Genomic DNA, 22,992 nt, shown 5'->3' with positions numbered 1-22,992 from the left:
TCGAAAAAAGAGCCCGCCTGCACGTGGGGGCAGGCGGGCTCCAGGCTTGGCCGCTCGGGAGGTATCAGACGGCCAGATTCATCCAGACAGCCTTGGGCTCGGTGAAATTGTCGAGCGCGGCGGTGCCATGCTCGCGGCCGAGGCCGGAGTCGCGCTCGCCGCCCCAGGGCAGCCGCACGTCGGTATAGCCATAGGTGTTCATCCAGACCGTGCCCGCGCGCGCCTGCTTGGCGAAGCGCTGCAGCTTGCCGATGTCGCGGCTCCACACGCCGGCGGCGAGGCTGTAGGCCGTGCCGTTGGCAATCCGCAAAGCGTCGGCCTCGTCCTTGAACTTGATGACGCTGACGACGGGCCCGAAGATCTCCTCCTGCGAGATCCGCATCTCGTGCGCGACATTCGCGAACACCGCGGGGCTGATGAAGTAGCCGCGGTCGCCGACCTTCTCGCCACCGGTGACGAGGGTCGCGCCCTCCTTCCGGCCGATCTCGACATAGTCGAGGATCGACTTCATCTGCTTCTCTGAGATCACGGGACCGAGCGTCGTCTTGCGGTCGAGCGGGTCGCCGATCCTGAGCGACTTCGCGCGCGCCGCCAGTCGCTCGACGACCTCGTCATAGGCCTTCTCCTGCACGAGCACCCGGGAGCCGGCCGAGCAGACCTGGCCGGCGTTGAAGAAGATGCCGGAAGCCGCAGCTTTCGATGCGGCTTCGAGATCGGCATCGTCGAAAATGACGTTGGCCGACTTGCCTCCCAGCTCGAGCGAGATGCGCTTGAAGTTGCTTGCGGCGGCCTTCATGATTCCCCGCCCCACACCGGGAGAGCCGGTGAAGGTGACCTTGTCCACGTCAGGGTGATTGACCAGCGCGTCGCCGACGACCCGGCCGGGGCCAGTGACGACGTTGAAGACGCCCGCCGGCAGGCCGGCTTCGAGCGCGAGCTCGGCGATGCGTAGCGCCGACAACGAGGTCAGCTCGGCCGGCTTCATCACGATGGTGCAGCCGCAGGCCAGCGCCGGCGCGAGCTTCCACATCCCGATCATCAGCGGGAAATTCCAGGGCACGATCGCCGCGACCACGCCGACCGGCTCGCGCACGGTGTAAGTCAGGGCATCATCGCGCACGGGCACGACGTCGCCGCTGATCTTGTCGGCCCAACCGGCGTAGTAGATCAGCGTGTCGACGGCGGCCGGAAAATCCTGCCGCGATGTCGCGGAGATCGGCTTGCCGGCGTCGATCGACTCGAGCTCGATGATCTCCTCGGCGTGGGCCTTGAGCAGGTCTGCCCAGCGCAGCAGGATCTGGCCGCGTTCGGACGCCCGCATCGTGCGCCAGGGACCTTCGAAAGCGCGGCGCGCGGCGGCGACCGCATGCTCCACATCGGCCTCGTTGCCTTCGGCGACGACGGCGATGACCTGCCCAGTGGCCGGATTGAGCGACTTGAAGGTGCGACCGGAGCTGGCGGGGACGCGGCGGCCGTCGATCAGCAGATGCTGTGGGCGGGACATCAACTCGCTCGCAGGCGAATGCACAAAGTCATATGCAGCAGACATCATATTTTCTCCAGTTCTGGTATACCAGACTAGGCGCCTAGGGGCGGGAGTAAATATGATATGGATTGCAAATGGACCACCATCATATGAAGTGCAGTTCATAAGGAAGACCGATGCTTCAGATCGAGATCGAGGCCGTCTGGCGGTTTCGCCGCGAGGGCAATCCGCGCACCGCCATCATCATGCTCGGCGTCCTCAACGAGATCAGGAGAACCGGGAAGATCACCAGCGCGGCCAGGGACGCGCATCTCTCCTATCGCCATGTCTGGAATCTGATCGAGCAATGGTCGGAGTTCTTCGGCACGCCGCTGGTCGAGACCCAGCGCGGCAAAGGCTCAAAGCTCACACCGTTCGGCGAGCGGCTGGTGTGGGCGGGCGAGCGCATGCAGGCCCGGCTCGGACCTCAGCTTGAAAATTTGGCGCAGGAGTTGGCAAGCGAGATCAAGCCATTCCTCGAGCAGCGCCCGTCGGTGATCCGCGTGCATGCCAGCCACGGCTTTGCGGTCGCAAAACTGCGCGAATTCCTCGACCGCGAGCCCGGCATCGGCGTCGATCTGCGCTATGTCAGCAACCAGCATTCGCTGGTCTCGCTGGCGCAGGGCGCCTGCGATCTCTCCGGCCTGCATCTGCCGCACGGCGCGCTGCGCGCCCAGGGCATCAAGGCTGCGCGCGAATGGCTCGATCCCCGCGAGGATCGCATCATCAGCTTCGTCACACGCGAAATGGGATTGATGGTCGCGCGCGGCAATCCGCTGCGCATCGCTTCGCTTGATGATCTCACCGGACCCAAAGTCCGCTTCGTCAACCGCGATCACGATTCCGGCACGCGGCTTCTGTTCGACCAACTGCTTGCGGCAAACGGAATCGACGAGAGCCGCATCAACGGCGCGCAGCAGATCGAATTCACCCACGCCGCGGTCGCAGCCTATGTCGCGAGCGGCATGGCTGACGCGAGTTTCGGCGTCGAAGCCGCGGCCCGGCATTTCGGCCTCGATTTCATCCGGCTCTTGACCGAGGATTATTTCTTCGTCTGCAAGCGCGCGTTCCTGGATACCGGGCCGATGCAGCGCATCCTGGAGATCATCCGCAGCGCCGATTTTCGCGCGGCCGTCGCGACACTACCCGGCTATGTGCCGTCGGACACGGGCACCGTCACCGGCGTGAAGGCGTTTCTGGAGATGCACGCCGTGCGATGATGCCGAAGGATGCCGTCGCCTTGTCCGCGCCGGTCAGATCGCCGGCTCGTCCTTCAGCGCCGACAGGACCCGCTCGCCCTGCGCGGTCAGCCGGTACGTCACCAGCGGACGGCTCGACGGCGGCTTTCGCGCGAGCTCGACGATGTAGCCGCGCACCATCAGGGCTTCGAAGCTGCCGTAATAGCCGAACATGCTGATCTGGTTCTGCCTGAGCAGCTTGAACTCGCGCAAGAGACGGATCTCGTTGCCCGAGAGCAGTGAGCGGCGCACGCGTTGAACGAACCGCGCGCGCTGCTCGAACCAGGCCTGGTCCGGCAGTTCGTGCGAGGCCGGTGCCGGGGCCCGTTCGCAGAGACGCGCGTCCTGCGCAATCTCAACCATCACCTGCGGCAGGCTCGGCATGGTGCTGCTGACAACCGCGTCCTTCGCAACGTCGAGCAACGCGAGCGGCCAGCGCCGCTTGTTGTCCACCATAACAGGCGGTGGCACGACGCTGTCGCGCACCAGTTGCTCGAAGCGTCCGGCGGTCACGCCGACATAGGCGGCCGCGCGACGGCGATCGACCAGGCGCGTGTCCGGCGCGACCTCGCAAACAATGTTCTCGTCCACCCCGAATCCCCTGGCGCCTCGTTGCGCATGGCATGACGGTCTGGCGGGACCGGCAATCCGGCGGCGAACCTAGGTGGGAGGAGCGCGCTCGAAAAGCACAGAATTTCGCACATGTTGATGCCGTTTCAGCAACAGCTATAGTCCAGCCGGGGGTCCCATGCGCTTTCACTCACCGGCCATCCAGTACTTCCACGCCGTTCGCCGCACCGGTTCGATCCGGGCCGCGGCGCGCCTGCTGAACGTTGCCTCGTCCGCCGTAAGCCGCCAGATTCTCAAGCTTGAACAAGAGGTTGGGTCACCGTTGTTCGAGCGCAATGCGCGCGGCCTGACGCTGACGACGGTCGGCGAGATGTTGGCCCGGCACGTCATGAACGTGCTCCAGGACCTCGACCGCTTCCGCTCGGACGTCGCGTCCCTGTCCGGGACGTGGCACGGCACTGTCAGCATTGCCTGCATCGAGTCGCTCACGGAGTCGGTGCTGCCGGACCTGATAGCCGCCCATCGCGGCCGCGCCCGGCGCGTCAGCTTCACCACCGAGGTGAAGGGATCGTCGGATGTGCTGGAGGCCCTGAGCCGCGGCGAGGCCGACATCGGTATCGCCATGGCGCTTCGCCATCCGCCGGATCTGCGCCAGGTCGCGTTGAAGCGGTTTCGCCTCGGCGCGGTCGTGGCGTGCGATCATCCCCTGGCGCGCGGCAAGACGGTCACGCTGACCCAATGTCTCGCCTTTCCAGTCATCCACGCGCTGCCGGAGCTATCGATCTACCATCTGCTCCAGCCGCTGATCGCGCAGCTGTCCGAGACGCCGGAGCCTGCCATCCAGGCCAACTCGATCGACCTGATGCGCGAGCTCGCCGCGCGCGGCGTCGGCGTCGCCTTCCAGACCCAGCTCGGCATCGACCGACTGTCGCGCGACAGCCGGCTCGTCTTCCTGCCGCTCGACAACGCCGGCAGTCCGGTGTGGTCAGATCTCGGCATCTACGTTCGCGCCGAGCGCACCCTGCCCGCCCACACGGAATCCTTCCTCCAGGAGCTGGTGCGCGAATTGGGCGAGCGCGAGCGGCGGGAAAACGCGGCCTATCCGCAGGTTGCGTGATGAAGCGTCGCAGTAGTCTTCCGGGATAGGGCCGATGGTCGACCATCTGATACCGTTTGTATTTTGCGGCTCATCCCTCACGCCAGGATTCCGAGATGCCGCTATGTCGGCTGAAGCCTTCGCGAATCCTCGGCATCGAGCGCTTCTCGGATTTCGCCGAGTTTCGCGCCAACGAGGTGCTCGGCCTCGGCATCAGCACGCCGCTCCGCCCGCGCGAATTCTCGCTGTCTCGCGCCATCCTGCCGCTCCAGGATGGGCTGTTCGTGCTCCAGCGCTCCTTTGCACGGCGGTTTGAGGCCGAGATCGGCACGGACAATGGTGTCGGCCTCGTTGTCCCCCTCGCGTTTCACTCCACCTCCAACGGCCGCGAGGTCGACAATTCCACGATTGCCATGATGCGCGGCAAAGCGCCCGTAGATGCGATCGAGCATCATCCCAACACTTACCTGATGCTGCGCTTCAACTCGGACATGCATCATCGCGGCTGGACGGATTTCGACACGGGCCTCGCATATGTTCGCGCGCGGGACCATCCGATGGCGCGCCTGCGTACCGCTATCCTGGAGATGTTCTCGCTCGCCTCGGCGTGCAACGATCCCCGGCAATTCGAGGCGCTCAACCGACCCATCCAGGAGACGCTGCTCGCCTGCCTCGACGATGCGCTCGCGCCGGCAGGCGGGCTAACCGCGCGACGCGGATCGTTCGCCAAGCACCGCAAGCTGATCGCGCGCCTCGACGAAATGGTCATGTGGTCCGGCAGCAGGGCACTCTACAGTGACGACCTCGCCTCTGCGCTCGGCGTATCGGTGCGTACGCTCCAGACGGCCGCGCACGCAGTGCACGGCGTGAGCCTGCACCACTATCTGCGCCTCAAGCGGCTGTGGTCCGCCCGCATCCAGCTCATGGTCGGAGGCGGTGGCATGAGCGTCAAGGCCGCAGCGCTCGGCAACGGCTTCTGGCATCTTGGTGAGTTCTCGCGCGGCTACAGATTGGCGTTCGGCGAGACGCCCTCCGAGACGCTGGCGCGGAGCCGACGTCCCTGAGCGCAGCCTTCGGTCTTTGAGCGGCCGTGTGTCACGCTCAGCCGTGGCCGGCTCCCTTGCGCTGGCCGCTATCGCCGAGGCGGTCGACCCAGGCGATGCCGATCGCGGAGATGATGAAGGTCAAGTGGATCAGCACCTGCCACATCACGCCGCTCTCGGTGAAATTACTCCGCGTCGTGCCGAGATTACCTGCCTCGATGAAGGTCCTGAGCAGAGAGATCGAGGAGATGCCGATGATCGCCATCGCAAGCTTGATCTTGAGCACGCTGGCGTTGACGTGGCTGAGCCATTCGGGCTCGTCCGGATGACCGCTGAGGTTCAGGCGCGAGACGAAGGTCTCGTAACCGCCGACGATCACCATCACCAGCAGGTTCGAGATCATCACGACGTCGATCAGCCCGAGCACGACCAGCATGATCTGCTGCTCGCTGGCGTCGAACGAGTGCACGACCAGGTGCCAGAGCTCCTTCAGAAACAGCAGCACATAGACGGCCTGCGCGACGATCAGGCCGACATAAAGCGGGACCTGCAGCCAGCGCGAGCCAAAGATGAGTTGGGCAAACGCGCCGATCTGCGGCGCCGGCACGGAAACCGCCGAAGGTGCTTTGGGTTCGGACGTCATTGATCACTCCGGATGATGGACAGGCACGTTGCCTCAGAGACTCGCGATCACAGGCGCGAGCTCGAGCGACCCGCGATAGATCATCTCGAAGGCGACGTAAACGATGATGGCGAGGCCGACATAGCCGATCCAGCGCTGCTTCTGGAGCACGCGGCCGAGCAAATCGGCGGCAACGCCCATCAGCGCGACCGACAATAACAGGCCGAAGGCGAGGATGTAGGGATGCTCGCGCGCAGCCCCCGCGACCGCGAGCACGTTGTCGAGTGACATCGAGACGTCGGCGGCGACGATCTGCACGGCCGCCTGTCTGAAGGTCTTTCGGGAGGCAGGAGCAGCGCTACTGCCGCCATGGCTGAAAGCGAGTTCGTTCGCATGCGCGGACTGCTCGCGCAGCTCCCGCCACATCTTCCAGCAGACCCAGAGCAGCAGCACGCCGCCGGCGAGCAACAGCCCAATCACTTGCAGAAGCTGGGTCGCGACGCCGGCAAAGACGATGCGCAAGACGGTGGCGGCGATGATGCCGACGACGATGGCGCGCCGGCGCTGCTCGGCCGGCAGGCCGGCTGCGGCAAGGCCGATGACGACGGCATTGTCGCCGGCGAGCACGAGGTCGATCAGGACGACCTGAAGCAGCGCGGTCAGCGCTTCGGTGGTGATGAATTCAGTCATGATTGGTCATTTTTCGGTGCGGCAGGATCGAGCCATTGCGGCTTCTTCCGCTCGACCCAATCCAAAACCTTGCCGCGCGAGGATCGCAGTGCGGGAACGTCTTCCGCGAGCAAAGCGAGGCCGAGCGGGAGCATCCAGATTCCGAGCACCGGCAGGAAGGAGAGTACGCCGCCGACAATGAGCAAGGCGCCCGAGGGGATTCTCACCCAGCGGCTGGACGGCTTGAGCAGATAGGTGACGGTGTCACCCATGCGCGGCGGGAGGCGACGGACGAGCTTGTCGAGGCGCGGGTCGCCGCCGGCCATCTGGCCGGTAGCACCCGCAGTCCCTGTCTTATCTTCGTCCGAAACTACGCTCATGCTTACTCCTCGGCGGCGATGCGTTGTTCGGCCCGCACTGCACCCGGCGCCACCTGCTTTGCGCGCGGCAGCACCAGCGTCAGCAGGCGCAACAGCTTGATCGCCTGCACTTCGTGGGGATGCACGTCCTCGTCGGCGGCCGCGACGCGCTCCGACAGTTCCATCAAATGAGCCGACAGCGGCAGGTCCGAAACCGGACGCAAATTCTCGATCACCACATTGGCGAAATCCGGCTCCTCGAGTCGTTCGGCAAGCTCGTCGAACATGGCGTAGAGCCGGTCCTCCGATATGTGCGGTGCGAGCTTGCGATCCCGGATGAAACGGACGACCTCGTCGCGTTCGACCGGCGAAACTTGGCGGTCGGCAACCGCAACCAGCGCGCCGACGATCACCAGCGCCACCGCAGCCTGCTCGTTCAGGCTGGACGGCTCGGTGATCTCGATTTCGATCGGATTGGAATGCTTGGCGTCGGACATCGTTGCTCCCTTATCTTGCGAAATGACCGCACGGAGCTGCGATGGGGACGATTGGGTCGGAGAGACTCTCAAGAAGGCCCGACGATCGGCCGATCCATCGCATTCGCGCGGGACAGGTCATCCGACATCACGAGGTTTGCCGACGCGTCGGCGTCCTCGCCAGAGGGGCCCGGATTCTTGTTCCTTCCACACATAAAGATGGGACTGTCGGAATCAAGGCGACGCGACTGCGACCAGCCGCCGCATCGGGTTCCGTGTGTTACTCCACCCGCTCGACAAGATGCGCCCGCGAGGGCGAGGGCTCGAACCTGTCGCCGAAATACTGCGTCTCGTGCGCCACCAGGCCGTCGCGGAATTCCATGATGCTCACCACGTAAGACGGCACCCCGTCATAGGTCAGCACGAATTCGCTCACCCAGAGATCGTTACCGCCGACGATTCGCCGAACCGTGAAGCGCTTCTTGTTCGGTTGCACGAACCGGCTCTGCTGGATGTTGCTGCGACCGCGGATGCGCTCGCCGGATTGCGGATAGTCGAGCACCGCGTCCCCGCGATAGATGTCGTGCTCGGCCTCGAAATCGTTCGCATCCGAAGCGTCCCAATGCCGCTGGAGCGCGGCCAGCTTGCCCTGATCATCCATCGTGGCCTCCCGTTGTCCCGATTGCGTTGGCGTTACGGCATCTCAGATTGGCCTCAGGGCCGCCGGTGGCAAGGCTTGCTCGCAACCTCTAACAACGACTAACGAGCCAAAAACGCCCTCTTGCTGCAAGGATGACGGCAGAACCGCGCAGCCAGATCGGGAACAATGGCACGTCTGCTTTCAATCAATGTCGGCCTGCCGCGCGACGTCGCCTGGCAGGGTCGGACCGTCCACACCGGCATCTGGAAGGCGCAGGTCACAGGCCCGCGCAGGGTGCGCCGGCTCAACATCGATGGCGACGGCCAGGGCGATACGGCCGGTCATGGCGGCGAACATCGTGCCGTATTCGTCTATCAGAACGAATCCTATCGGTACTGGCAGGAGCATCTCGGTCGATCGAACCTCGTTCATGGCCAGTTCGGCGAGAACTTTACGGTCGAGGGCCTCGCCGACACCAACGTGTGCATCGGAGACCGCTACAGGATCGGCTCTGCCCTGTTCGAAGTGACGCAGCCGCGCGTCACCTGCTACCGGCTCGGCATTCGGATGGACGAGCCGGACATGGCCGCGCTGCTGGTCAGGCACGGGCGGCCCGGATTCTATTTCCGTGTGCTCGAGGAAGGCGACGTCGAAGCCGGTGACGAGATCAAACAGATCGCTGTGGGACCCGAGCGCATGAGCGTGTTCGAGGTCAATGCGCTGCTTTACCTGCCGCCGCATCCGCGCGAACGCCTGGAGCGCGCGCTGCGGATTCCCGCGCTGAGCCGCGGGTGGCAGCGTTCATTCGCGGCGCTGCTCGAGCAGCAGAAGGACAACAAGATCGCGGGAAACGCCGGACTTGGGCCGGCGGCGAGCCCTCCTCCGGCCTGGCGCGGATTCCGCTCATTTCGCGTGGCGCGCAAGATCGCCGAAAGCGGCAACGTGACGTCGCTGATCCTCGAACCCGCCGACGGACATCCCGTGGCGGCCGCCCTGCCCGGTCAATTCGTCGTCATCAGGCTCGAACCTTCCGCTGCGCAGGCGATGACGCGCAGCTATTCGCTCTCGAGCGGCGCCGATGCCGCGTCCTATCGCATCAGCGTCAAGCGAGAAGCGCACGGCGCCGCCAGCCGCTACATCGCCGACGAGCTGGTGGACGGCGCTGCCGTGCAGCTCGGTGCGCCACGCGGCAGTTTCACGCTCCGGCAAGATGCGCGCCCCGTCGTCCTGCTGAGCGCCGGCATCGGCGTCACCCCGGTACTCGCAATGCTCCACGCCCTCGCCGCCGAAGGGACGACGCGGGACGTGTGGTGGCTGCACGGCACCCGCAACGGCCGCGAACATGCATTCGCCGCCGAGGCGCGCGAGTTGCTAGGTGGGCTCTCTCGTCACCATAGCCACGTCTGCTACAGCGCGCCTGACCCGGACGATCGTCTCAATGTGGCGTTCGATACAGCCGGACATCTCGACGGACGCTTGCTCCAGACCCTGAGCGTGCCGCGTGACGGCGATTTCTATCTGTGCGGACCGGCAGCTTTCATGAGCGATCTGAAAGCTGGCCTCGCAACGCTGGGCATCGCACCGGATCGCATCCACACGGAATTGTTCGGCGCCGGACCATCCTTGACGCCCGGCATAGCGTCCTCCCCGCAGAAGCGAGCGCACTCGCCGGTTGGCGCTCCTGGCCCCGGCCCGATGGTTTCGTTCGCCCGCAGCGGCCTCAACGTGTGCTGGGGACCGGCCTACGCCAGCCTGCTGGAATTGGCCGAAGCTTGCGACGTCCCCGTGCGCTGGTCGTGCCGGACCGGCGTCTGCCATAATTGCGAGAGCGGATTGATCGCGGGGACGGTCGACTATGCGCCGGATCCGCTCGATCCGCCGGCGGACGGCAATGTCCTGATCTGCTGCTCGCGGCCCCGAAACGACGTCGTGATTGATCTGTAAAACTGGGAGAGCGTAATGCGACCTGACATGATACCGGGAGTAACTTTCCCTGATTACGAGCTCAGCGACCACACCGGCAAACATCGAAAGCTCTCCGAGCTGCAGGCGGGCGATCCGATGGTACTCGTGCTCGGCCGCGGTGGATTTTGTCCCAAGGATCGCCGCCAGGCCGAAGGCTTGCTGCAACTCCATCGCGAAATGGAGGTGGGCTATTGCCGGATGGTCACGATCACGACCGACAATATCACCCAGACCAGTGAATATCGCAGCGGCGTCGGAGCGCACTGGCCCTTCCTCTCGGATTCGCGGCGCCTCGTTCAGAAAGATCTCGACATCGCCGAATACACCGACCCCGTCCATAATCCGATGATTCCGCACGTGGTCGTGCTCGAGCCCGGCCTTGTCATTCACAAGATCTATAACGGCTACTGGTTCTTCGGCCGTCCAACCGTCGAAGAACTCCGCCAGGACCTCAGGGCAGTCGGCATGAAGTGCCGGCCGGATTGGGACATCGCGGCGCCCGGCCTCAGGGCACTGTGGGACCAGGGCCGCAAGGAGCATTTTCATCCCTACGGCAAGGCTTACGTCGAAACTCTCGGCGAACGGGACTAGAACCACATTCCGACATCGTCCGCTCGGGCGAATGCCGGCTTGGAATGTGGATGATCCAGATGAAGACCAATCCTGCTCTCCGTGCCGACCGCATGGGCGCGCGCCAGATCTACGAGGCCTTGAGAGATCAGATCCTGGCGCGGGTGTACGGGATCGACGGGTTGCTGCCGTCCTCGCGCGCGCTGGCCGGCGAAATGGGCGTGGCACGCTCGACCGTCACGATCGCCTACGAACAGCTCGCCGCCGAGGGCTTCATCGAGACACGCCATGGCGCGCGGCCGCGGGTGGCCCGCGCCGTCGTCGAGCGGGGACACGCGCGCGTAGTGTCGCGAGCGTCGGCGCGGAAGGTGCGGCTGTCGGCCTTCGGGGACCGGTTGCTTCAAGACCCGCCGCGCTGGACCGAGCCGCCGCGCGGGCTCGTCGCCAACTTCCGCTATGGCGAGCTCGCACCGTCGGATTTCCCGGTAGTGGCCTGGAAGAAGGCCGTGACTGCTGCGATGGCGCGCAAGCCCGAGCGGCTGGCCTATGACGATCCCTGCGGCGCGCTGCGGCTGCGGACCGCACTCCAAGGCTATCTCTGGCGGTCGCGCAGCGTCCGCTGCGAGGTCGATCAGATCGTCGTCGTCAACGGCTCGCAGCAGGGCCTCGACATCTGCGCGCGCCTGCTGCTCGACGCCGGCGAGCGCTTCGTGATGGAGGATCCCGGCTACCAGATGGCGCGGCACACCTTTGCGGCGACGGGCGCCGAGACGATCCCGATCCCGGTCGACGCGGATGGACTGGAGACCACGCGGCTCGACGGCGTTGAAGCCCGCCTCGCCTATGTCACGCCGTCGCACCAATATCCGCTCGGCGGCGTCATGCCGATCGGACGCCGGCACCAATTGCTCGCCTGGGCCAGGGCAAACGACGCCTACGTGATCGAGGATGATTACGACAGCGAGTATCGCTACGACACCAAGCCGATCCCGCCCCTGCACGCGCTGGCAGGCGGCGGCAATGTGATCTATCTCGGCACCGTCTCCAAGACGCTCTCGCCGACCTTGCGGATCGGCTATCTTGTTGTGCCCGCCGCCCTGCGATCCCTGTTCGCCGCGGCCAAGCAGATCATGGACCGGCACACGCCGCTGATCGAGCAGGACGCTCTCGCGTCGATGCTCGAAAGCGGCGCCTATGACAGCCACATCAGGCGCGTGCGCCGGCGCAACGCCGAACGCCAGCGAGCGCTGCTCGACGCGCTTCGCCGCCGGTTCGGGGATCGCGTCCGGATCGAGGGCACTGCCGCCGGCCTGCACATCGTGGCGTGGTTCGACGACCTGCCGCAGAAGCGAGAGGACGCGTTGATCAAGGAGGCCCATTCCAAGGGCGTCGGCATCTATCCCGTCTCGGCACTGTTCGTCGGACCTCGCCGACCGCGCAAGACAGTCGGCCTCGTTATGGGCTATTCGGCACTGGAGGTCGCACAAATCGAGCGCGGCTGCAGGCTTCTTGCACAGGCCGTCGCCGAACTGGACTGATCAAATAGACGATAACTGGCAGTTTCTTACAGGCCAGATTTTGGCTATCTCCAGACCAACATCGGAGATAGACCATGTACATCCCTCCCGCCTTCAAGGACGACATCGAGAGCATCCGGGCGACCATTCACGGCGCCCGCCTCGCCAGCCTGGTCACGGCCACCAGCGAAGGCCCCGTCGCCACGCCGCTGCCGCTCTTTCTCGACGAGGGCGAAGGCGAGCATGGCGTGCTGTACGGACATGTGGCGAAAGCCAATTCGCAATGGAAACTGCCGCCGATCGGAGAGGCGCTGGCGATCTTTGGCGGTCCCGACGCCTATGTGACGCCGTCCTGGTATGCGACCAAGCAGGAAACCGAAAAGGTCGTGCCGACCTGGAACTACGTCGCCGTGCATGCCTACGGCCCAGTCGAATTCTTTCAAGACCCCGAGCGCCTGCTCGACGTCGTGACGCGGCTCACGAACAGGCATGAAGGATCGCGTGCCAAGCCTTGGGCCGTTACGGATGCCCCTGCCGATTTTATCGCCGCGCAGTTGCGCGGAATCGTCGGCGTGCGCATTCCCGTCGTGCGGTTCGAAGGCAAGCGCAAGATGAGCCAGAACCGTCCCGAGGCCGATCGCGTCGGCGTCGCACAAGGTCTCGCAGCGAGCGAGAATGCAGATGATCGCGAAGTTGCGCCATTGATTCCGGTTCCGGTGTAGTGGCCACTTGGTTCCCGACACTCGCTGTCGGGAACCATCGTCCTGTCAGGTTCGTTGATACATTTCAGCAAGCATCTCCTGACAGGATTCCCATGTGTCGCTGGATCGCATACCGGGGCGAGACCACGTCTTTCGAACCCTACGTCACCGAGCCCGAGCATTCGCTGATCGCGCAAAGCATCCGCTCGCTCCAGTCGACCGCCGGCTCGAATGGCGACGGCTTTGGTCTCGGCTGGTACGGCGAGCATCCGGAGCCTGGTCTTTATCGTGAAACACGCCCGGCCTGGTCGGACGAGAATCTCCGCTACCTCTGCCGCCATTTGCGCTCGCATCTGTTCTTCGCTCATGTGCGCGCCGCCACCGGCACGGCAGTGACGCGGCAGAACTGCCATCCCTTTGCCTGCGGCCAGTGGATGTTCATGCACAACGGCTTCGTCGGCAGCTGGAACCGCCTGCGGCGCAAGGTCGAGGCGCTGATCCCCGATGCCTACTACCCCTCGCGGACAGGCACGACCGATTCGGAAGCCGTGTTTCTCGCCATGATGGGCGCGGGACTCGATGCCGATCCACTCGGCGCTACGCATCGCGTGCTGCGATCCCTCGTCGGCCTCGTCAACGAAGGCGAGCTTCGTGAGCGGCTGCGCTTCACCAGCGCCATCGCCAACGGCCGGGATCTCTATGCCTTCCGGGTCGCCGTCAACGATGCCGCCAACACGCTGTATTTCCGCGAGGCCGGCGGCCAGGTCATCGTGGTGTCCGAGCCGTTCGACAAGGAAACGGACTGGACAGAAGTGCCCCCGAATCACGCGCTGGTCGCACGTGCGTCCGAAAGCGCGAAAATTGTTCCGTTCGACCTTGCAATTTCCGGTGGGGCCGACGCGGAACCCGCCCCTGTCAGAAGGATTATCGCCCGCAGGTAAATACCTTGGCCGGGTGGCACAATGACATTTGCATCAGACGTTTTGAAACTTCTGCGGCTCGATTCCTCGGAAGACAAGCAGCACCTCGTCATTCGCTCCGCCGGCGGACGCGGCAAAGCCGCGGAATATTCGTTCGGCATCGAGGAGGAATACTTCCTCGCCGATCGGCGCAGCCTTGAGGTCGCGATCCAGACCCCGAATGAGCTTTTCGAATCTGCGAACTGGTCCACCGGCGGCCAGGCGATGCGGGAGATGTTGCAGTCGCAGCTCGAGGTCGCCACCAACGTTCATGTCGACGTCGCCGACGCGCGCGAAGAGCTTCGCTTCCTGCGTCGCGAAGTCGCAAACGTCGCGGCACAATACGGCTTCGTGATCATGGCCTGCGGCACACATCCGACCGCGGTCTGGCGCATGTCGCAGCCGAGCCCGAAGCCGCGCTACGAGGAGATGATCGAGGATCTGCGCAGCATCGGCCACCGCAACCTGATGTGCGGCATGCATGTCCACGTCCAGCTGCCCGATCCGGACAAGCGCATGGCGGTGATGCGAGCGATGCTGCCGCATCTGCCGTTGTTTATCGCCCTGTCGGCCTCCTCCCCGTTCTGGAATTCACACAAGACCGGGCTGAAGGGCTATCGGCTCGCCGCCTATTCCGAGCTGCCGCGCACCGGCCTGCCAGAATTGTTCGAGAGCAGGCAGGATTACGACGAATATGTCGGCGCGTTGCAGCGCTCCGGCGTGATCCCCGATGAAAGCCACATCTGGTGGGCCATGCGCCCCTCCATGAAGCACCCGACGCTCGAGCTGCGTGCGCCCGATACCTGCACCTTCGTCGACGACGCCGTTGCCATTGCCTCGCTCTATCGCTGCCTGACCCGCTATCTCTACCTGCGGCCTCATCTGTCGAAAGAGGTCACCGCGGTGGAACGCGCGATCGCGGTGGAGAACAAATGGCGCGCCCAGCGCTACGGCACCGATTGCATCTTTGCCTCCAAGGACGGGCCGGTCGAGATCTCCGAGCTGCTCTCCCGCGTGATCGAGGACATCGCCGAAGACGCCGCCGCGCTGAACTGCGCCGCCCAGGTCGAACACTGTCGTACCATCGTCGAACGTGGCAGCTCGGCTGAATTCCAGCTTCGCGCCTTCCGCGACAATGCGGAGGACATCGCCGCGGTGTCGCGCTGGATCGCAGACGCGACGATCTCGGGGACGAGCACCCCGGCCGCAGGCGTTCCCGCGCCCTCATAGCGCCCGCGCAAGCTTCGGGAGCAACGATGTCGCTCCTGAATCCGGAAAGTCGCGGAGAGAACCATGAATCGCGTCAAATGTTGCGCCGGCTGTGGCCATGGCCTCATTCCGATGCTCTCGGCCAAAGGTCTCGCGGAGCTCAGCTGCCTGTGGTGCGAGCTCATCGAGGCGCGTGCAGTGGACATGGCGAAATGGGCTGACAGCCCGTACGGCAAGCCCGAGCGGACCCTCCGTCGATCTTTCGAATGAACGGCTTCAGACATCCGGCCGCCGACTTCCTCTGATCGGCGCAGCTGCACGTCCGCGCCAGGATGCCGACAAATTAGACAAGACACGTTTCGTGGCGAGGTTTGCAGACCGGGCGAACATGGCCATGCAGGCTGGCGAAGGGTGTCAGCTAACCTCAGGTGCAACCTCGATTTTTCCTCGCGTGGCGGCGAGTCGCCAAACCTTGCGTGTCGCACAGCACCTCGACTGGCCCAAAATTCGCAAGGCAGCATCAGTCCTGATCCCCTGCTCTCCCGATTGGAGCGGCAAGAAGCGTGCGCCGAGAGAGGGTGAGCGGGCCAGATCGGAGAATGCCATGAACGTGCATGCCGCCGGCGATCTCAAAATCACCGGCCTCACCCGTCCGGACGGCGCGCCCCTTCGCCTCAACGATCAGGAGTTCGTGGCGATCGATCGCGACCGGAATGCGAAGTTCGAGGCAACGTACCGGCCGCAGGCCCTCTACAATCGCGCCAACGAGGGCTTTCACGCCAACAACGAAACCTTCCTGCTGCACGAGGTCGCGACCAATCTGCCGATCTACCTGCCCGACACCGGCCCGACCGACTTCCATCTTCATCTGCCGCCGGGCGGCTTTCAGCTCGTGCTGGTCACCTCGGGCGCGTTCACCTTCGACTATGACGGGCGCTTCTACAATGTTGGCCCCGGCGCGGTGATGCTGCAAAGCGCGATCGTGCACCGCCAGCTGTTCTACACTTGGTCGGGACTGTCGACCGAAGAGAATTTGAAGACGCCGCAGACGGTGGTGCCGGATCCGATCTCGATGGGCTATTCGGGCAAATTCCTCGAAGCGTTCATCACTGACCCGACGACGTTTCCAAACCCGACCATCGTCGGTCCCGACCAGATCAACGAGGCCGAGACGCCGCGGGTGGCCTGGAGCCATTCCCTGCACGATCGCCCGGTCGATGCAGGTTTCTGGCTTCAAGACCCCTTGGCGCTCGATGCGCTGTTCAAGCCGCTCACCGACAGCCCGATCAAATCGGCCATGCCGGTTTACGTGCGCGATATCGGGATCGAAGTCCCGAGCGGCCATCTCGTCACCGGCCACATCATCGCAACCGATCCGCGCGGCCAATCGCTCTTGCCCAAGAGCGCGTCGGCAGCAGCCAACACTACATGTTTCGCCAAGGGCGAGGTCGTGATCTACCGCGTGATCCGCGGCACGGCCGAATTCAGGAACAAGACTGGTGAGACCTTTGAGCTCACGGCCGGCGATGTGGTGACAGCGGGCAAGAACGCCACAAGTCTCGTCGGCGTGGGTGAGAACACGCAGGTCCTTCGGCTCGGCCTCCTCAAAGGCATGAACGACCTCCGCAGTTGGACGCCGACGCAACGCGACGAGATCGACGGCCTCGCCGGTCAGATCATCTCACAGAAGGACATCCGTCCCCTGCGCACCGAGGGCAAGCCAGTCGGTTACCTCTACGGCTGAGCGGAGTTACTCCGCCGCCTGGCGGACGTGGCGTGCGGTCGGTGTGCGCATGGTGACGAGCTCTTCGGCCGCGCTCGGATGCAGCGCGATCGTCGCATCGAAATCGGCCTTGGTCGCCTTCATCTTCACCGCAATCGCGACCGCCTGCGTGATTTCGGCCGCGGCATCGCCGACGATGTGACAGCCGAGCACGCGATCGGAGGCGCCGTCGACGACGAGCTTCATCAGCACGCGGGTATCGCGGCCTGACATCGTCGCCTTGATGGGGCGGAACGTGGTCTTGTAAATGTCGACATGGCTGAATTGCGCGCGCGCCTCGGTCTCGGTGAGGCCGACGGTGCCGACCTCCGGCTGCGAGAACACGGCGGTCGGGATGTTGGCGTGATCCACCTGCACCTCGCGCTTGCCGAACACGGTGTCGGCGAACGCGTGGCCCTCGCGGATCGCGACCGGCGTCAGGTTGAAGCGATGGGTGACGTCGCCGATCGCATAGATGCTGTCGACCGAGCTCTTCGAGAAATGGTCGACCGCGATGCCGCCGTTCCGCGGGTTGATGGCGACGCCGGCCTTCTCCAGGCCGAGATTGGCGACGGCGGGATGGCGGCCGATCGCGAACATCACCTGGTCGGAGGCGAGGCTCGATCCGTTCGACAGATGCGTGGTGAATTCCTCGCCGTGGCGATCGACCCTCGCCACCGTGCAGCCGGTGAGGATGGTGATGCCCTGCTTCTCCATCTCGGCGCGGACGTGGGCGCGAACATCCTCGTCAAAACCGCGAAGAATGTTGTCGCCGCGATAGATCACCGTGACGTCGGAGCCGAAGCCGGCGAAGATGCCGGCGAACTCCAGCGCGATGTAGCCGCCGCCCTGGATCACGATCCGCTTCGGCAGCCTGGTTAGGTGAAACGCCTCGTTGGAGGAGATCACGTGCTCGATGCCGGGAATCGGAGCGCCATGATTGGGCGCGCCGCCGGTAGCGATCAAAATGTATTTTGCGGTGATCTTCTTGTCGTTCTCGAGCAGGCGGACAGTGTGCTTGTCCTCGATCACCGCGCGGCTCTTGACGATTTGCGCGCCCGACTTCTCGACATTGGCGGTATAAGCCGCCTCCAGACGCGCGATCTCCTTGTCCTTGTTGGCGATCAGCGTCGGCCAGTCGAAGGTCGCAGGCGGAACGGTCCAGCCAAAACCGGCGGCGTCCTCGATCTCATGGCGGAAATGCGAGCCGATGACGAACAGCTTCTTCGGCACGCAGCCGCGGATCACGCAGGTCCCGCCCATGCGGTACTCTTCCGCGATCATCACGCGGGCGCCGTAACCAGCCGCGATGCGGGCGGCACGCACGCCGCCCGAACCGCCACCGATGACAAAGAGGTCGACGTCGAATTCAGCCATTGTCCACTCCGACCTCTTCAGAACATGATCCGGATTCTGATCAGATAGGGACTGTCAGATTTCCTTGCCACGCTTGCGCATCTCGGCGCGGAAGTTGCCCATCACGGTCTCGGAGAAGTTCTGGGCCCAGGAGTTCATGAAGGCCATGCTCAGCCCGATGGCGCGCGGCTCGGCCTCGATCAGCTTCTTGCCCAGCGGCGACTTGTAGAAAGTGACGAGATCCTTCAGCTCCTGCTCGGTGAACTCGCTGGCATAGACCTGCGCCATGCCATCGCCGATTTCGCTTTCGCGGCCCTTGAGCTGCTGGGCTACGATCTGGGCGACCTCGGTGAGGTCCTTCTGGTAGTTGAGGTTCTGCTGGATCAGCGCGATCTTGGTCTTATCGACCAGGCCAGGCACGGCGTTGGCGTACATCGCACTGGCGTTCTTGATCGTCAGGATCTCCTTGGCCGCCGCCACGGCGGCCGGCGACGATTTCGGCGCCGCTGCCTGCTGGGCCCCGGCCGGGGCGACCGAGAGGGCCAGTCCCACAGCGAGGGTCACGACCGGCAACAATTTCAAAACGCTCTTCATTCCTAGTCTCCTTTCGGCTTTCGCCGTTCAATCACGCGAATTCCCTCGCCACCGGCCAAAACAGCCGAGCTGGCCAAGCCAATGAACAAACCATGCTCGACGACGCCGGGGATCGCGCTCAACGCCGTGGCGAGGCGGGCGGGATCCTCAATCTTTTCGAGCTGGGCATCGACGATCCAGTGGCCGCCATCGGTGACGAAAACGTGGCCGTCCTTGCCCTTGCGGACCGCCATCTGCCCGGAAACGCCGCATTCCGCAAACGCCTTCTCGATCGCGCGTCGCGTTGCGCCGAGCCCGAACGGGATGACTTCGATCGGTAGCGGAAAGCGGCCGAGTGTCGGCACCCATTTGGTGTCGTCGGCAATCACGATCATGCGATCCGAGGCGGCCGCCACGATCTTCTCGCGCAACAGCGCGCCGCCGCCGCCCTTGATCAGATTGAGTTCTGTGTCGATCTCGTCGGCGCCGTCGACGGTGATGTCGAGATGGTCGATCTCGTCCAGCGTGGTCAGCGGCACGCCGCAGCGAATTGCATCGAGGCGCGTCGCCTCGGAGGTCGGCACGCCGATCACTTTCAGTCCGGCGCGGACCCGCTCGCCGAGCAGCTCGACGAAATGTTTTGCGGTCGAGCCGGTGCCGAGCCCGAGCTGCATGCCGTCTCGGACGTCCTCGAGGGCGCGCGCCGCAGCCTGCCGCTTCAACTGGTCCATGTTCACGTTTGCGCCGTCCCTGAATTACGAGTGTGCTGCCCGATAGGCTTGCGGCGGCTTGTGTAGCCTCGTTTTCCCTCGGAGAACAGGGTCTGGGGGAACAGGCCTCCGGGCCCACCTTATAAGGTGATCTTATGGCTTCGGCCCTTGCGCGGGCGGGGCCGGGCCGGTAGCGCTGGACCATGACCTCCTCCCACACCATCGTCTTCGATCTCGACGGCACCCTTGTGGATACGGCGCCCGACCTGATCACCGCGCTCAATTACGTGCTCGACCGCGAAGGGCTGCCGCCCGTGCCGATGGCCTCGGCCCGCAACATGATCGGCGCCGGCGCCCGCAAGCTGATCGAGCGGGGGCTGGAAGCCGAGGGCCGCAGCGTCACGGTTGCCGACATGGACCGGATGACGGCCGATTTCATCGCCTATTACGCCGACAATATCGCCGTCGAATCCCGGCCGTTCGAGGGGCTGGAGGCCGCGCTCGACCATTTTGCGGCCCGGGGCCATCGCCTCGCCGTCTGCACCAACAAGCTGGAATGGCTGTCGAAGCGCCTGCTGGATCAGCTCGACCTGAGCCGGCGCTTCGCGGCGATCTGCGGCGCTGACACTTTTGGCGTCCAGAAGCCCGATCCGACCATTTTCCGGGAAACGGTGGCGCGGGCCGGCGGCGAGGTCAAAGCCAGCATCATGGTCGGCGATGCCGGACCCGATGTCGGCGTGGCCCGGCGCGCCGGAGTTCCCGTGATCGGGGTCAGCTTCGGCTATACGGACGTGCCGATCGCCGAGCTGAAGCCGGACCGGCTGATCCACCACATGCGCGACCTTCCGGCCGCCGCCAGCAGCCTGATGACTGCGCAGGAAGCTCTCAAGTAGCTGAAATATCTTGATTATTCCAGAATCCCGCGTTAACCATCTACTAACTATGCGCGGCCGGCCGGTTGCTTGCTTAGAACGACGCTCCTAACTTCGCCCGGGGATGTGGCGGTTCGTCGCACTAGGTGGATGTCATGCGTCGTGTCATCTCGTTTGCGTTAGCTGGAGTAAGCGTCATCGGGGCAACAAGTCTTGCCGGCTGCTCCTCAATGTCTTCGACTTCCTGGGACATGTTCAAATCGGCCCCGCCGACCGTTCAGGTCCGGCTCGAATCCAATCCCCCGGGCGCTGACGCCACGACCTCACTGGGTGCAGGCTGCAAGACCCCCTGCTCCGTCTCGGTTCCCGCCCCCGAGGTCCCCTTCACGGTCGCTTTCGCGCTGCCGAAATACCAGCCGGTGAGCGTGCCGGTGAATGTCATCAGGAATCCCGGCGACTTCACCACCCCCGCCTCGGTCACCACCGACCCCAACCCGATTTTCGCGGAGCTCCAGGCGGCCGTGCCGCCGAAACCGGTCCGCAAGCCGCACCGGCCGAAGAGGCCGAAACCGGTGGCGCCCGCCGCTGCCCCGGCTGCTGCTGCACCGGCCGCGGGCTCGCCGTTCCCCGATCCGAACACCGGCAAGCGCTGACCTCCGTCATCCGCCCAATTGTCTCTGACGCGTTCGATGCTTAGATTGCTTCCAGGACGCCGCTGAAGCAAAACTGCTCGCGTTGCCGCAAGTGACAAGGCATTTGGTATGAACGGACTTTCCGCGAGCCCCCGCGCCGCGCTGTCGAGCGCGATGACCGATCCGTTCGGACGGACCATCTCGTATTTGCGCGTCTCCGTCACCGACCGCTGCGACCTGCGCTGCTTCTACTGCATGTCGGAAGACATGACGTTCCTGCCCAAGGCGGACCTGCTGACGCTGGAGGAACTCGACCGGCTCTGCTCGGCCTTCATCGCCAAGGGCGTGAAGAAGCTGCGGCTCACCGGCGGCGAACCGCTGGTCCGCCGCAACGTGATGACGCTGGTGCGCTCGCTGTCGCGGCATCTCAAGAGCGGCGCGCTGAGCGAGCTGACGCTGACCACCAACGGCACCCAGCTTGCGAAATACGCCAGCGAGCTCGCCGATTGCGGCGTCCGCCGCATCAACGTCTCGCTCGACACGCTCGACCCGCAGAAGTTTCGCGAGATCACCCGGTGGGGCGAGATCGACAAGGTGCTGGAGGGCATCGAGGCGGCGCGCGCTGCGGGCCTCGCGGTCAAGATCAACGCCGTTGCGCTGAAGAACCTCAACGAGGACGAACTTCCCGACCTGATGCGCTGGGCCCACGGCAAGAGCATGGGGCTGACGCTGATCGAGGTCATGCCGATGGGCGAGATCGGATCGGGACGAATCGATCAGTATCTGCCGCTGTCGCTGGTGCGCGCGCGCCTCGCCCAGCAGTTCACGCTGACGGATCTGGCCGAGAGCACCGGCGGGCCGGCGCGCTATGTCAGCGTCGCCGAGACCGGCGGCAAGCTCGGCTTCATCACCCCGATGACTCATAATTTCTGCGAATCCTGCAATCGCGTGCGCGTCACCTGCACGGGAACGTTGCACACCTGCCTCGGCCACGAGGATGCCTCCGATTTGCGCAAACCTTTGCGTGCATCGGACGACGATTCGCTGCTTGCGGATGCGATCGACCGCGCCATTGGGCTCAAGCCCAAGGGCCACGACTTCATCATCGACCGCCGCCACGACCGCCCCAGCGTCAGCAGGCACATGAGCGTCACCGGCGGCTAGCATCGGCTGGCCGGCCGCGGCTTATTCCCCTTAACTATCAACAAACTTCCGATTGACTGGCGGCAAACTCGCTGGTTTGGTGCGGCTGCCTCATGCCTGCGCGGCGAGACAAGCCAACGCGCCACTCGGCGCAGTCAAGACGGCCGGGGCAAATCGGGGAGGACCAATCTTGCAAGCGCTCCTGAAGCTGAGCAATGGAATTGACGCGTTCACACGTTGGACCGGCAAGCGTCTGGCTTGGCTGATCCTGCTCGCCGTGATCATCTCGGCGCTGAACGCGATCATTCGGAAGACGTTGGACACGTCCTCCAACTCGTGGCTCGAGCTGCAATGGGTGCTTTTCAGCATCGTGTTCCTGCTGTGCGCGTCCTGGACGCTGCTCGACAACGAGCACATCCGGATCGACATCTTCAACAGCATGATGCCGAAGCGGGCTCGCAACATCATCGACATCATCGGGCACATCTTCTTCCTGATCCCGCTGACCGTTGTCATGATCGTCACCGGGGTACCGTTCTTCCTGCGCTCGCTCCAGATCAACGAGCAATCCGGCAACGCCGGCGGCCTGCCGCAATGGCCGGCCAAGTCGCTGATCATGGTCGGCTTCGCCCTCCTGCTCGTTCAAGGCATCTCCGAGCTGATCAAGCGGATCGCCATCATGCGCGGCATGATCCCGGACCCACACGAGTCGCAGGTGTCCGCACTGGAGGCCGAGGTCGAGCACCTCGTCGAAGCGATCGAAAAGAAGTAGCCGTTGGCGACGG

Annotated in this window: 25 protein-coding genes; 15 read left to right on the top strand and 10 right to left on the bottom strand. The window is 64.4% G+C overall.

The window, feature by feature from the left end:
- Positions 1–64: 64 nt before the first annotated feature.
- Entirely contained in the window at positions 65–1,549 is a 1,485-nt protein-coding gene (locus IVB47_RS34065) for an aldehyde dehydrogenase family protein (RefSeq protein ID WP_247468195.1), read from the bottom strand.
- A gap of 113 nt (positions 1,550–1,662) precedes the next feature.
- On the opposite strand from IVB47_RS34065, the gene IVB47_RS34060 reads away from it, so the two are divergent.
- Positions 1,663–2,745 carry a substrate-binding domain-containing protein gene (locus IVB47_RS34060; protein ID WP_247468095.1) on the top strand — a complete coding sequence of 361 codons (1,083 nt, stop codon included), beginning with the start codon at positions 1,663–1,665 and terminating at the stop codon, positions 2,743–2,745.
- A 33-nt stretch (positions 2,746–2,778) separates the two neighbouring features.
- On the opposite strand, the gene IVB47_RS34055 is transcribed toward IVB47_RS34060, so the two are convergent.
- Positions 2,779–3,354, bottom strand: coding sequence for a hypothetical protein (locus IVB47_RS34055; RefSeq protein ID WP_247468093.1), 576 nt, complete (start codon positions 3,352–3,354; stop codon positions 2,779–2,781).
- Positions 3,355–3,511: 157 nt separating this feature from the next.
- Here IVB47_RS34055 and IVB47_RS34050 point away from each other — a divergent pair, with 157 nt between their 5' ends.
- Together IVB47_RS34050 and IVB47_RS34045 are read left to right on the top strand one after the other, a co-directional pair.
- Positions 3,512–4,450 (top strand): LysR family transcriptional regulator, encoded by a 939-nt coding sequence (locus IVB47_RS34050; RefSeq protein WP_027569426.1) that lies wholly within the window; start codon positions 3,512–3,514, stop codon positions 4,448–4,450.
- Positions 4,451–4,545: 95 nt separating this feature from the next.
- Positions 4,546–5,493 (top strand): helix-turn-helix domain-containing protein, encoded by a 948-nt coding sequence (locus IVB47_RS34045; protein WP_247468091.1) that lies wholly within the window; start codon positions 4,546–4,548, stop codon positions 5,491–5,493.
- 37 nt (positions 5,494–5,530) lie between these two features.
- On the opposite strand, the gene IVB47_RS34040 is transcribed toward IVB47_RS34045, so the two are convergent.
- From IVB47_RS34040 to IVB47_RS34020, 5 genes are all read right to left on the bottom strand, one after another.
- Positions 5,531–6,115, bottom strand: a complete 585-nt coding sequence (locus IVB47_RS34040; protein ID WP_027517271.1) for a TIGR00645 family protein — start codon at positions 6,113–6,115, stop codon at positions 5,531–5,533.
- 33 nt (positions 6,116–6,148) lie between these two features.
- Positions 6,149–6,784 (bottom strand): TerC family protein, encoded by a 636-nt coding sequence (locus IVB47_RS34035; RefSeq protein ID WP_027569424.1) that lies wholly within the window; start codon positions 6,782–6,784, stop codon positions 6,149–6,151.
- Positions 6,781–7,143, bottom strand: a complete 363-nt coding sequence (locus IVB47_RS34030; protein WP_027569423.1) for a hypothetical protein — start codon at positions 7,141–7,143, stop codon at positions 6,781–6,783. The genes IVB47_RS34035 and IVB47_RS34030 overlap by 4 nt, the downstream gene beginning before the upstream one ends.
- Positions 7,144–7,145: 2 nt before the next feature.
- Positions 7,146–7,619, bottom strand: coding sequence for a tellurite resistance TerB family protein (locus tag IVB47_RS34025; protein WP_027569422.1), 474 nt, complete (start codon positions 7,617–7,619; stop codon positions 7,146–7,148).
- Between the two features lie 259 nt (positions 7,620–7,878).
- Positions 7,879–8,259: a nuclear transport factor 2 family protein gene (locus tag IVB47_RS34020; RefSeq protein WP_027569421.1), complete on the bottom strand. Its 381-nt coding sequence runs from the start codon at positions 8,257–8,259 to the stop codon at positions 7,879–7,881.
- Between the two features lie 165 nt (positions 8,260–8,424).
- Between IVB47_RS34020 and IVB47_RS34015 the strand changes: the two genes are divergently transcribed.
- From IVB47_RS34015 to IVB47_RS33980, 8 genes are all read left to right on the top strand, one after another.
- On the top strand, positions 8,425–10,182 hold the full coding sequence (locus IVB47_RS34015) for an MOSC and FAD-binding oxidoreductase domain-containing protein (RefSeq protein ID WP_247468089.1): 1,758 nt from the start codon (positions 8,425–8,427) through the stop codon (positions 10,180–10,182).
- A 15-nt stretch (positions 10,183–10,197) separates the two neighbouring features.
- Entirely contained in the window at positions 10,198–10,794 is a 597-nt protein-coding gene (locus IVB47_RS34010) for a redoxin domain-containing protein (RefSeq protein ID WP_247286700.1), read from the top strand.
- 50 nt (positions 10,795–10,844) lie between these two features.
- Positions 10,845–12,311 carry a PLP-dependent aminotransferase family protein gene (locus IVB47_RS34005; RefSeq protein WP_247468087.1) on the top strand — a complete coding sequence of 489 codons (1,467 nt, stop codon included), beginning with the start codon at positions 10,845–10,847 and terminating at the stop codon, positions 12,309–12,311.
- Between the two features lie 74 nt (positions 12,312–12,385).
- A complete protein-coding gene (locus tag IVB47_RS34000; protein WP_247408094.1) occupies positions 12,386–13,012 on the top strand; it encodes an FMN-binding negative transcriptional regulator in 627 nt (208 codons plus the stop codon).
- A gap of 92 nt (positions 13,013–13,104) precedes the next feature.
- Complete coding sequence (locus IVB47_RS33995) at positions 13,105–13,932, top strand: class II glutamine amidotransferase (protein WP_247286706.1); 828 nt, start codon at positions 13,105–13,107, stop codon at positions 13,930–13,932.
- A 21-nt stretch (positions 13,933–13,953) separates the two neighbouring features.
- Positions 13,954–15,180: a carboxylate-amine ligase gene (locus IVB47_RS33990; RefSeq protein ID WP_247468086.1), complete on the top strand. Its 1,227-nt coding sequence runs from the start codon at positions 13,954–13,956 to the stop codon at positions 15,178–15,180.
- Between the two features lie 63 nt (positions 15,181–15,243).
- Positions 15,244–15,429: a hypothetical protein gene (locus tag IVB47_RS33985; protein ID WP_247433640.1), complete on the top strand. Its 186-nt coding sequence runs from the start codon at positions 15,244–15,246 to the stop codon at positions 15,427–15,429.
- Positions 15,430–15,763: 334 nt separating this feature from the next.
- Positions 15,764–16,903 (top strand): glucuronate isomerase, encoded by a 1,140-nt coding sequence (locus IVB47_RS33980; protein ID WP_247433636.1) that lies wholly within the window; start codon positions 15,764–15,766, stop codon positions 16,901–16,903.
- Between the two features lie 6 nt (positions 16,904–16,909).
- On the opposite strand, the gene gor is transcribed toward IVB47_RS33980, so the two are convergent.
- The 3 genes from gor to rpiA are packed head-to-tail and all read right to left on the bottom strand — an operon-like array spanning position 16,910 to position 19,587.
- Positions 16,910–18,298, bottom strand: coding sequence for a glutathione-disulfide reductase (gene gor / locus IVB47_RS33975; RefSeq protein ID WP_247468084.1), 1,389 nt, complete (start codon positions 18,296–18,298; stop codon positions 16,910–16,912).
- Positions 18,299–18,352: 54 nt separating this feature from the next.
- A complete protein-coding gene (locus IVB47_RS33970) occupies positions 18,353–18,871 on the bottom strand; it encodes a DUF2059 domain-containing protein (RefSeq protein WP_027569412.1) in 519 nt (172 codons plus the stop codon).
- Between the two features lie 2 nt (positions 18,872–18,873).
- The gene (rpiA, locus tag IVB47_RS33965; protein WP_247286714.1) at positions 18,874–19,587 is read right to left on the bottom strand and encodes a ribose-5-phosphate isomerase RpiA; all 714 of its coding nucleotides are present in this window, start codon (positions 19,585–19,587) and stop codon (positions 18,874–18,876) included.
- Between the two features lie 176 nt (positions 19,588–19,763).
- Between rpiA and IVB47_RS33960 the strand changes: the two genes are divergently transcribed.
- The 4 genes from IVB47_RS33960 (at position 19,764) to IVB47_RS33945 (ending at position 22,979) form a co-directional block, all read left to right on the top strand.
- Positions 19,764–20,453 (top strand): HAD-IA family hydrolase, encoded by a 690-nt coding sequence (locus IVB47_RS33960; RefSeq protein WP_247468082.1) that lies wholly within the window; start codon positions 19,764–19,766, stop codon positions 20,451–20,453.
- Between the two features lie 134 nt (positions 20,454–20,587).
- A complete protein-coding gene (locus tag IVB47_RS33955; RefSeq protein WP_247468080.1) occupies positions 20,588–21,085 on the top strand; it encodes a hypothetical protein in 498 nt (165 codons plus the stop codon).
- Between the two features lie 108 nt (positions 21,086–21,193).
- A complete protein-coding gene (gene moaA, locus IVB47_RS33950) occupies positions 21,194–22,228 on the top strand; it encodes a GTP 3',8-cyclase MoaA (protein ID WP_247360364.1) in 1,035 nt (344 codons plus the stop codon).
- 169 nt (positions 22,229–22,397) lie between these two features.
- Entirely contained in the window at positions 22,398–22,979 is a 582-nt protein-coding gene (locus IVB47_RS33945; RefSeq protein ID WP_027569408.1) for a TRAP transporter small permease subunit, read from the top strand.
- The last annotated feature ends 13 nt before the right edge of the window (positions 22,980–22,992 follow it).

This window comes from Bradyrhizobium sp. 62, from assembly GCF_023073035.1.
In the GTDB taxonomy this organism is placed as follows: Bacteria; Pseudomonadota; Alphaproteobacteria; order Rhizobiales; family Xanthobacteraceae; genus Bradyrhizobium.
The sequence above is the reverse complement of the archived record's forward strand: the minus strand, read 5'-3'. Positions and strand labels throughout refer to the sequence as shown.

Excerpts from the sequence above, each read along its gene's own strand:
- IVB47_RS33990 (WP_247468086.1), top strand. The coding sequence starts at position 13,954 with ATGACATTTGCATCAGACGTTTTGAAACTTCTGCGGCTCGATTCCTCG.
- IVB47_RS34010 (WP_247286700.1), top strand. The coding sequence starts at position 10,198 with ATGCGACCTGACATGATACCGGGAGTAACTTTCCCTGATTACGAGCTC.
- IVB47_RS34005 (WP_247468087.1), top strand. The coding sequence starts at position 10,845 with ATGATCCAGATGAAGACCAATCCTGCTCTCCGTGCCGACCGCATGGGC.
- gor (WP_247468084.1), bottom strand. The coding sequence starts at position 18,298 with ATGGCTGAATTCGACGTCGACCTCTTTGTCATCGGTGGCGGTTCGGGC.
- IVB47_RS33955 (WP_247468080.1), top strand. The coding sequence starts at position 20,588 with ATGCGTCGTGTCATCTCGTTTGCGTTAGCTGGAGTAAGCGTCATCGGG.
- IVB47_RS34045 (WP_247468091.1), top strand. The coding sequence starts at position 4,546 with ATGCCGCTATGTCGGCTGAAGCCTTCGCGAATCCTCGGCATCGAGCGC.
- IVB47_RS34050 (WP_027569426.1), top strand. The coding sequence starts at position 3,512 with ATGCGCTTTCACTCACCGGCCATCCAGTACTTCCACGCCGTTCGCCGC.
- IVB47_RS33970 (WP_027569412.1), bottom strand. The coding sequence starts at position 18,871 with ATGAAGAGCGTTTTGAAATTGTTGCCGGTCGTGACCCTCGCTGTGGGA.
- moaA (WP_247360364.1), top strand. The coding sequence starts at position 21,194 with ATGAACGGACTTTCCGCGAGCCCCCGCGCCGCGCTGTCGAGCGCGATG.
- IVB47_RS33995 (WP_247286706.1), top strand. The coding sequence starts at position 13,105 with ATGTGTCGCTGGATCGCATACCGGGGCGAGACCACGTCTTTCGAACCC.
- IVB47_RS33985 (WP_247433640.1), top strand. The coding sequence starts at position 15,244 with ATGAATCGCGTCAAATGTTGCGCCGGCTGTGGCCATGGCCTCATTCCG.
- IVB47_RS34060 (WP_247468095.1), top strand. The coding sequence starts at position 1,663 with ATGCTTCAGATCGAGATCGAGGCCGTCTGGCGGTTTCGCCGCGAGGGC.
- IVB47_RS34065 (WP_247468195.1), bottom strand. The coding sequence starts at position 1,549 with ATGTCTGCTGCATATGACTTTGTGCATTCGCCTGCGAGCGAGTTGATG.
- IVB47_RS34030 (WP_027569423.1), bottom strand. The coding sequence starts at position 7,143 with ATGAGCGTAGTTTCGGACGAAGATAAGACAGGGACTGCGGGTGCTACC.
- IVB47_RS34040 (WP_027517271.1), bottom strand. The coding sequence starts at position 6,115 with ATGACGTCCGAACCCAAAGCACCTTCGGCGGTTTCCGTGCCGGCGCCG.
- IVB47_RS34035 (WP_027569424.1), bottom strand. The coding sequence starts at position 6,784 with ATGACTGAATTCATCACCACCGAAGCGCTGACCGCGCTGCTTCAGGTC.
- IVB47_RS33980 (WP_247433636.1), top strand. The coding sequence starts at position 15,764 with ATGAACGTGCATGCCGCCGGCGATCTCAAAATCACCGGCCTCACCCGT.
- IVB47_RS34020 (WP_027569421.1), bottom strand. The coding sequence starts at position 8,259 with ATGGATGATCAGGGCAAGCTGGCCGCGCTCCAGCGGCATTGGGACGCT.
- IVB47_RS34000 (WP_247408094.1), top strand. The coding sequence starts at position 12,386 with ATGTACATCCCTCCCGCCTTCAAGGACGACATCGAGAGCATCCGGGCG.
- IVB47_RS34025 (WP_027569422.1), bottom strand. The coding sequence starts at position 7,619 with ATGTCCGACGCCAAGCATTCCAATCCGATCGAAATCGAGATCACCGAG.
- IVB47_RS33960 (WP_247468082.1), top strand. The coding sequence starts at position 19,764 with ATGACCTCCTCCCACACCATCGTCTTCGATCTCGACGGCACCCTTGTG.
- IVB47_RS34015 (WP_247468089.1), top strand. The coding sequence starts at position 8,425 with ATGGCACGTCTGCTTTCAATCAATGTCGGCCTGCCGCGCGACGTCGCC.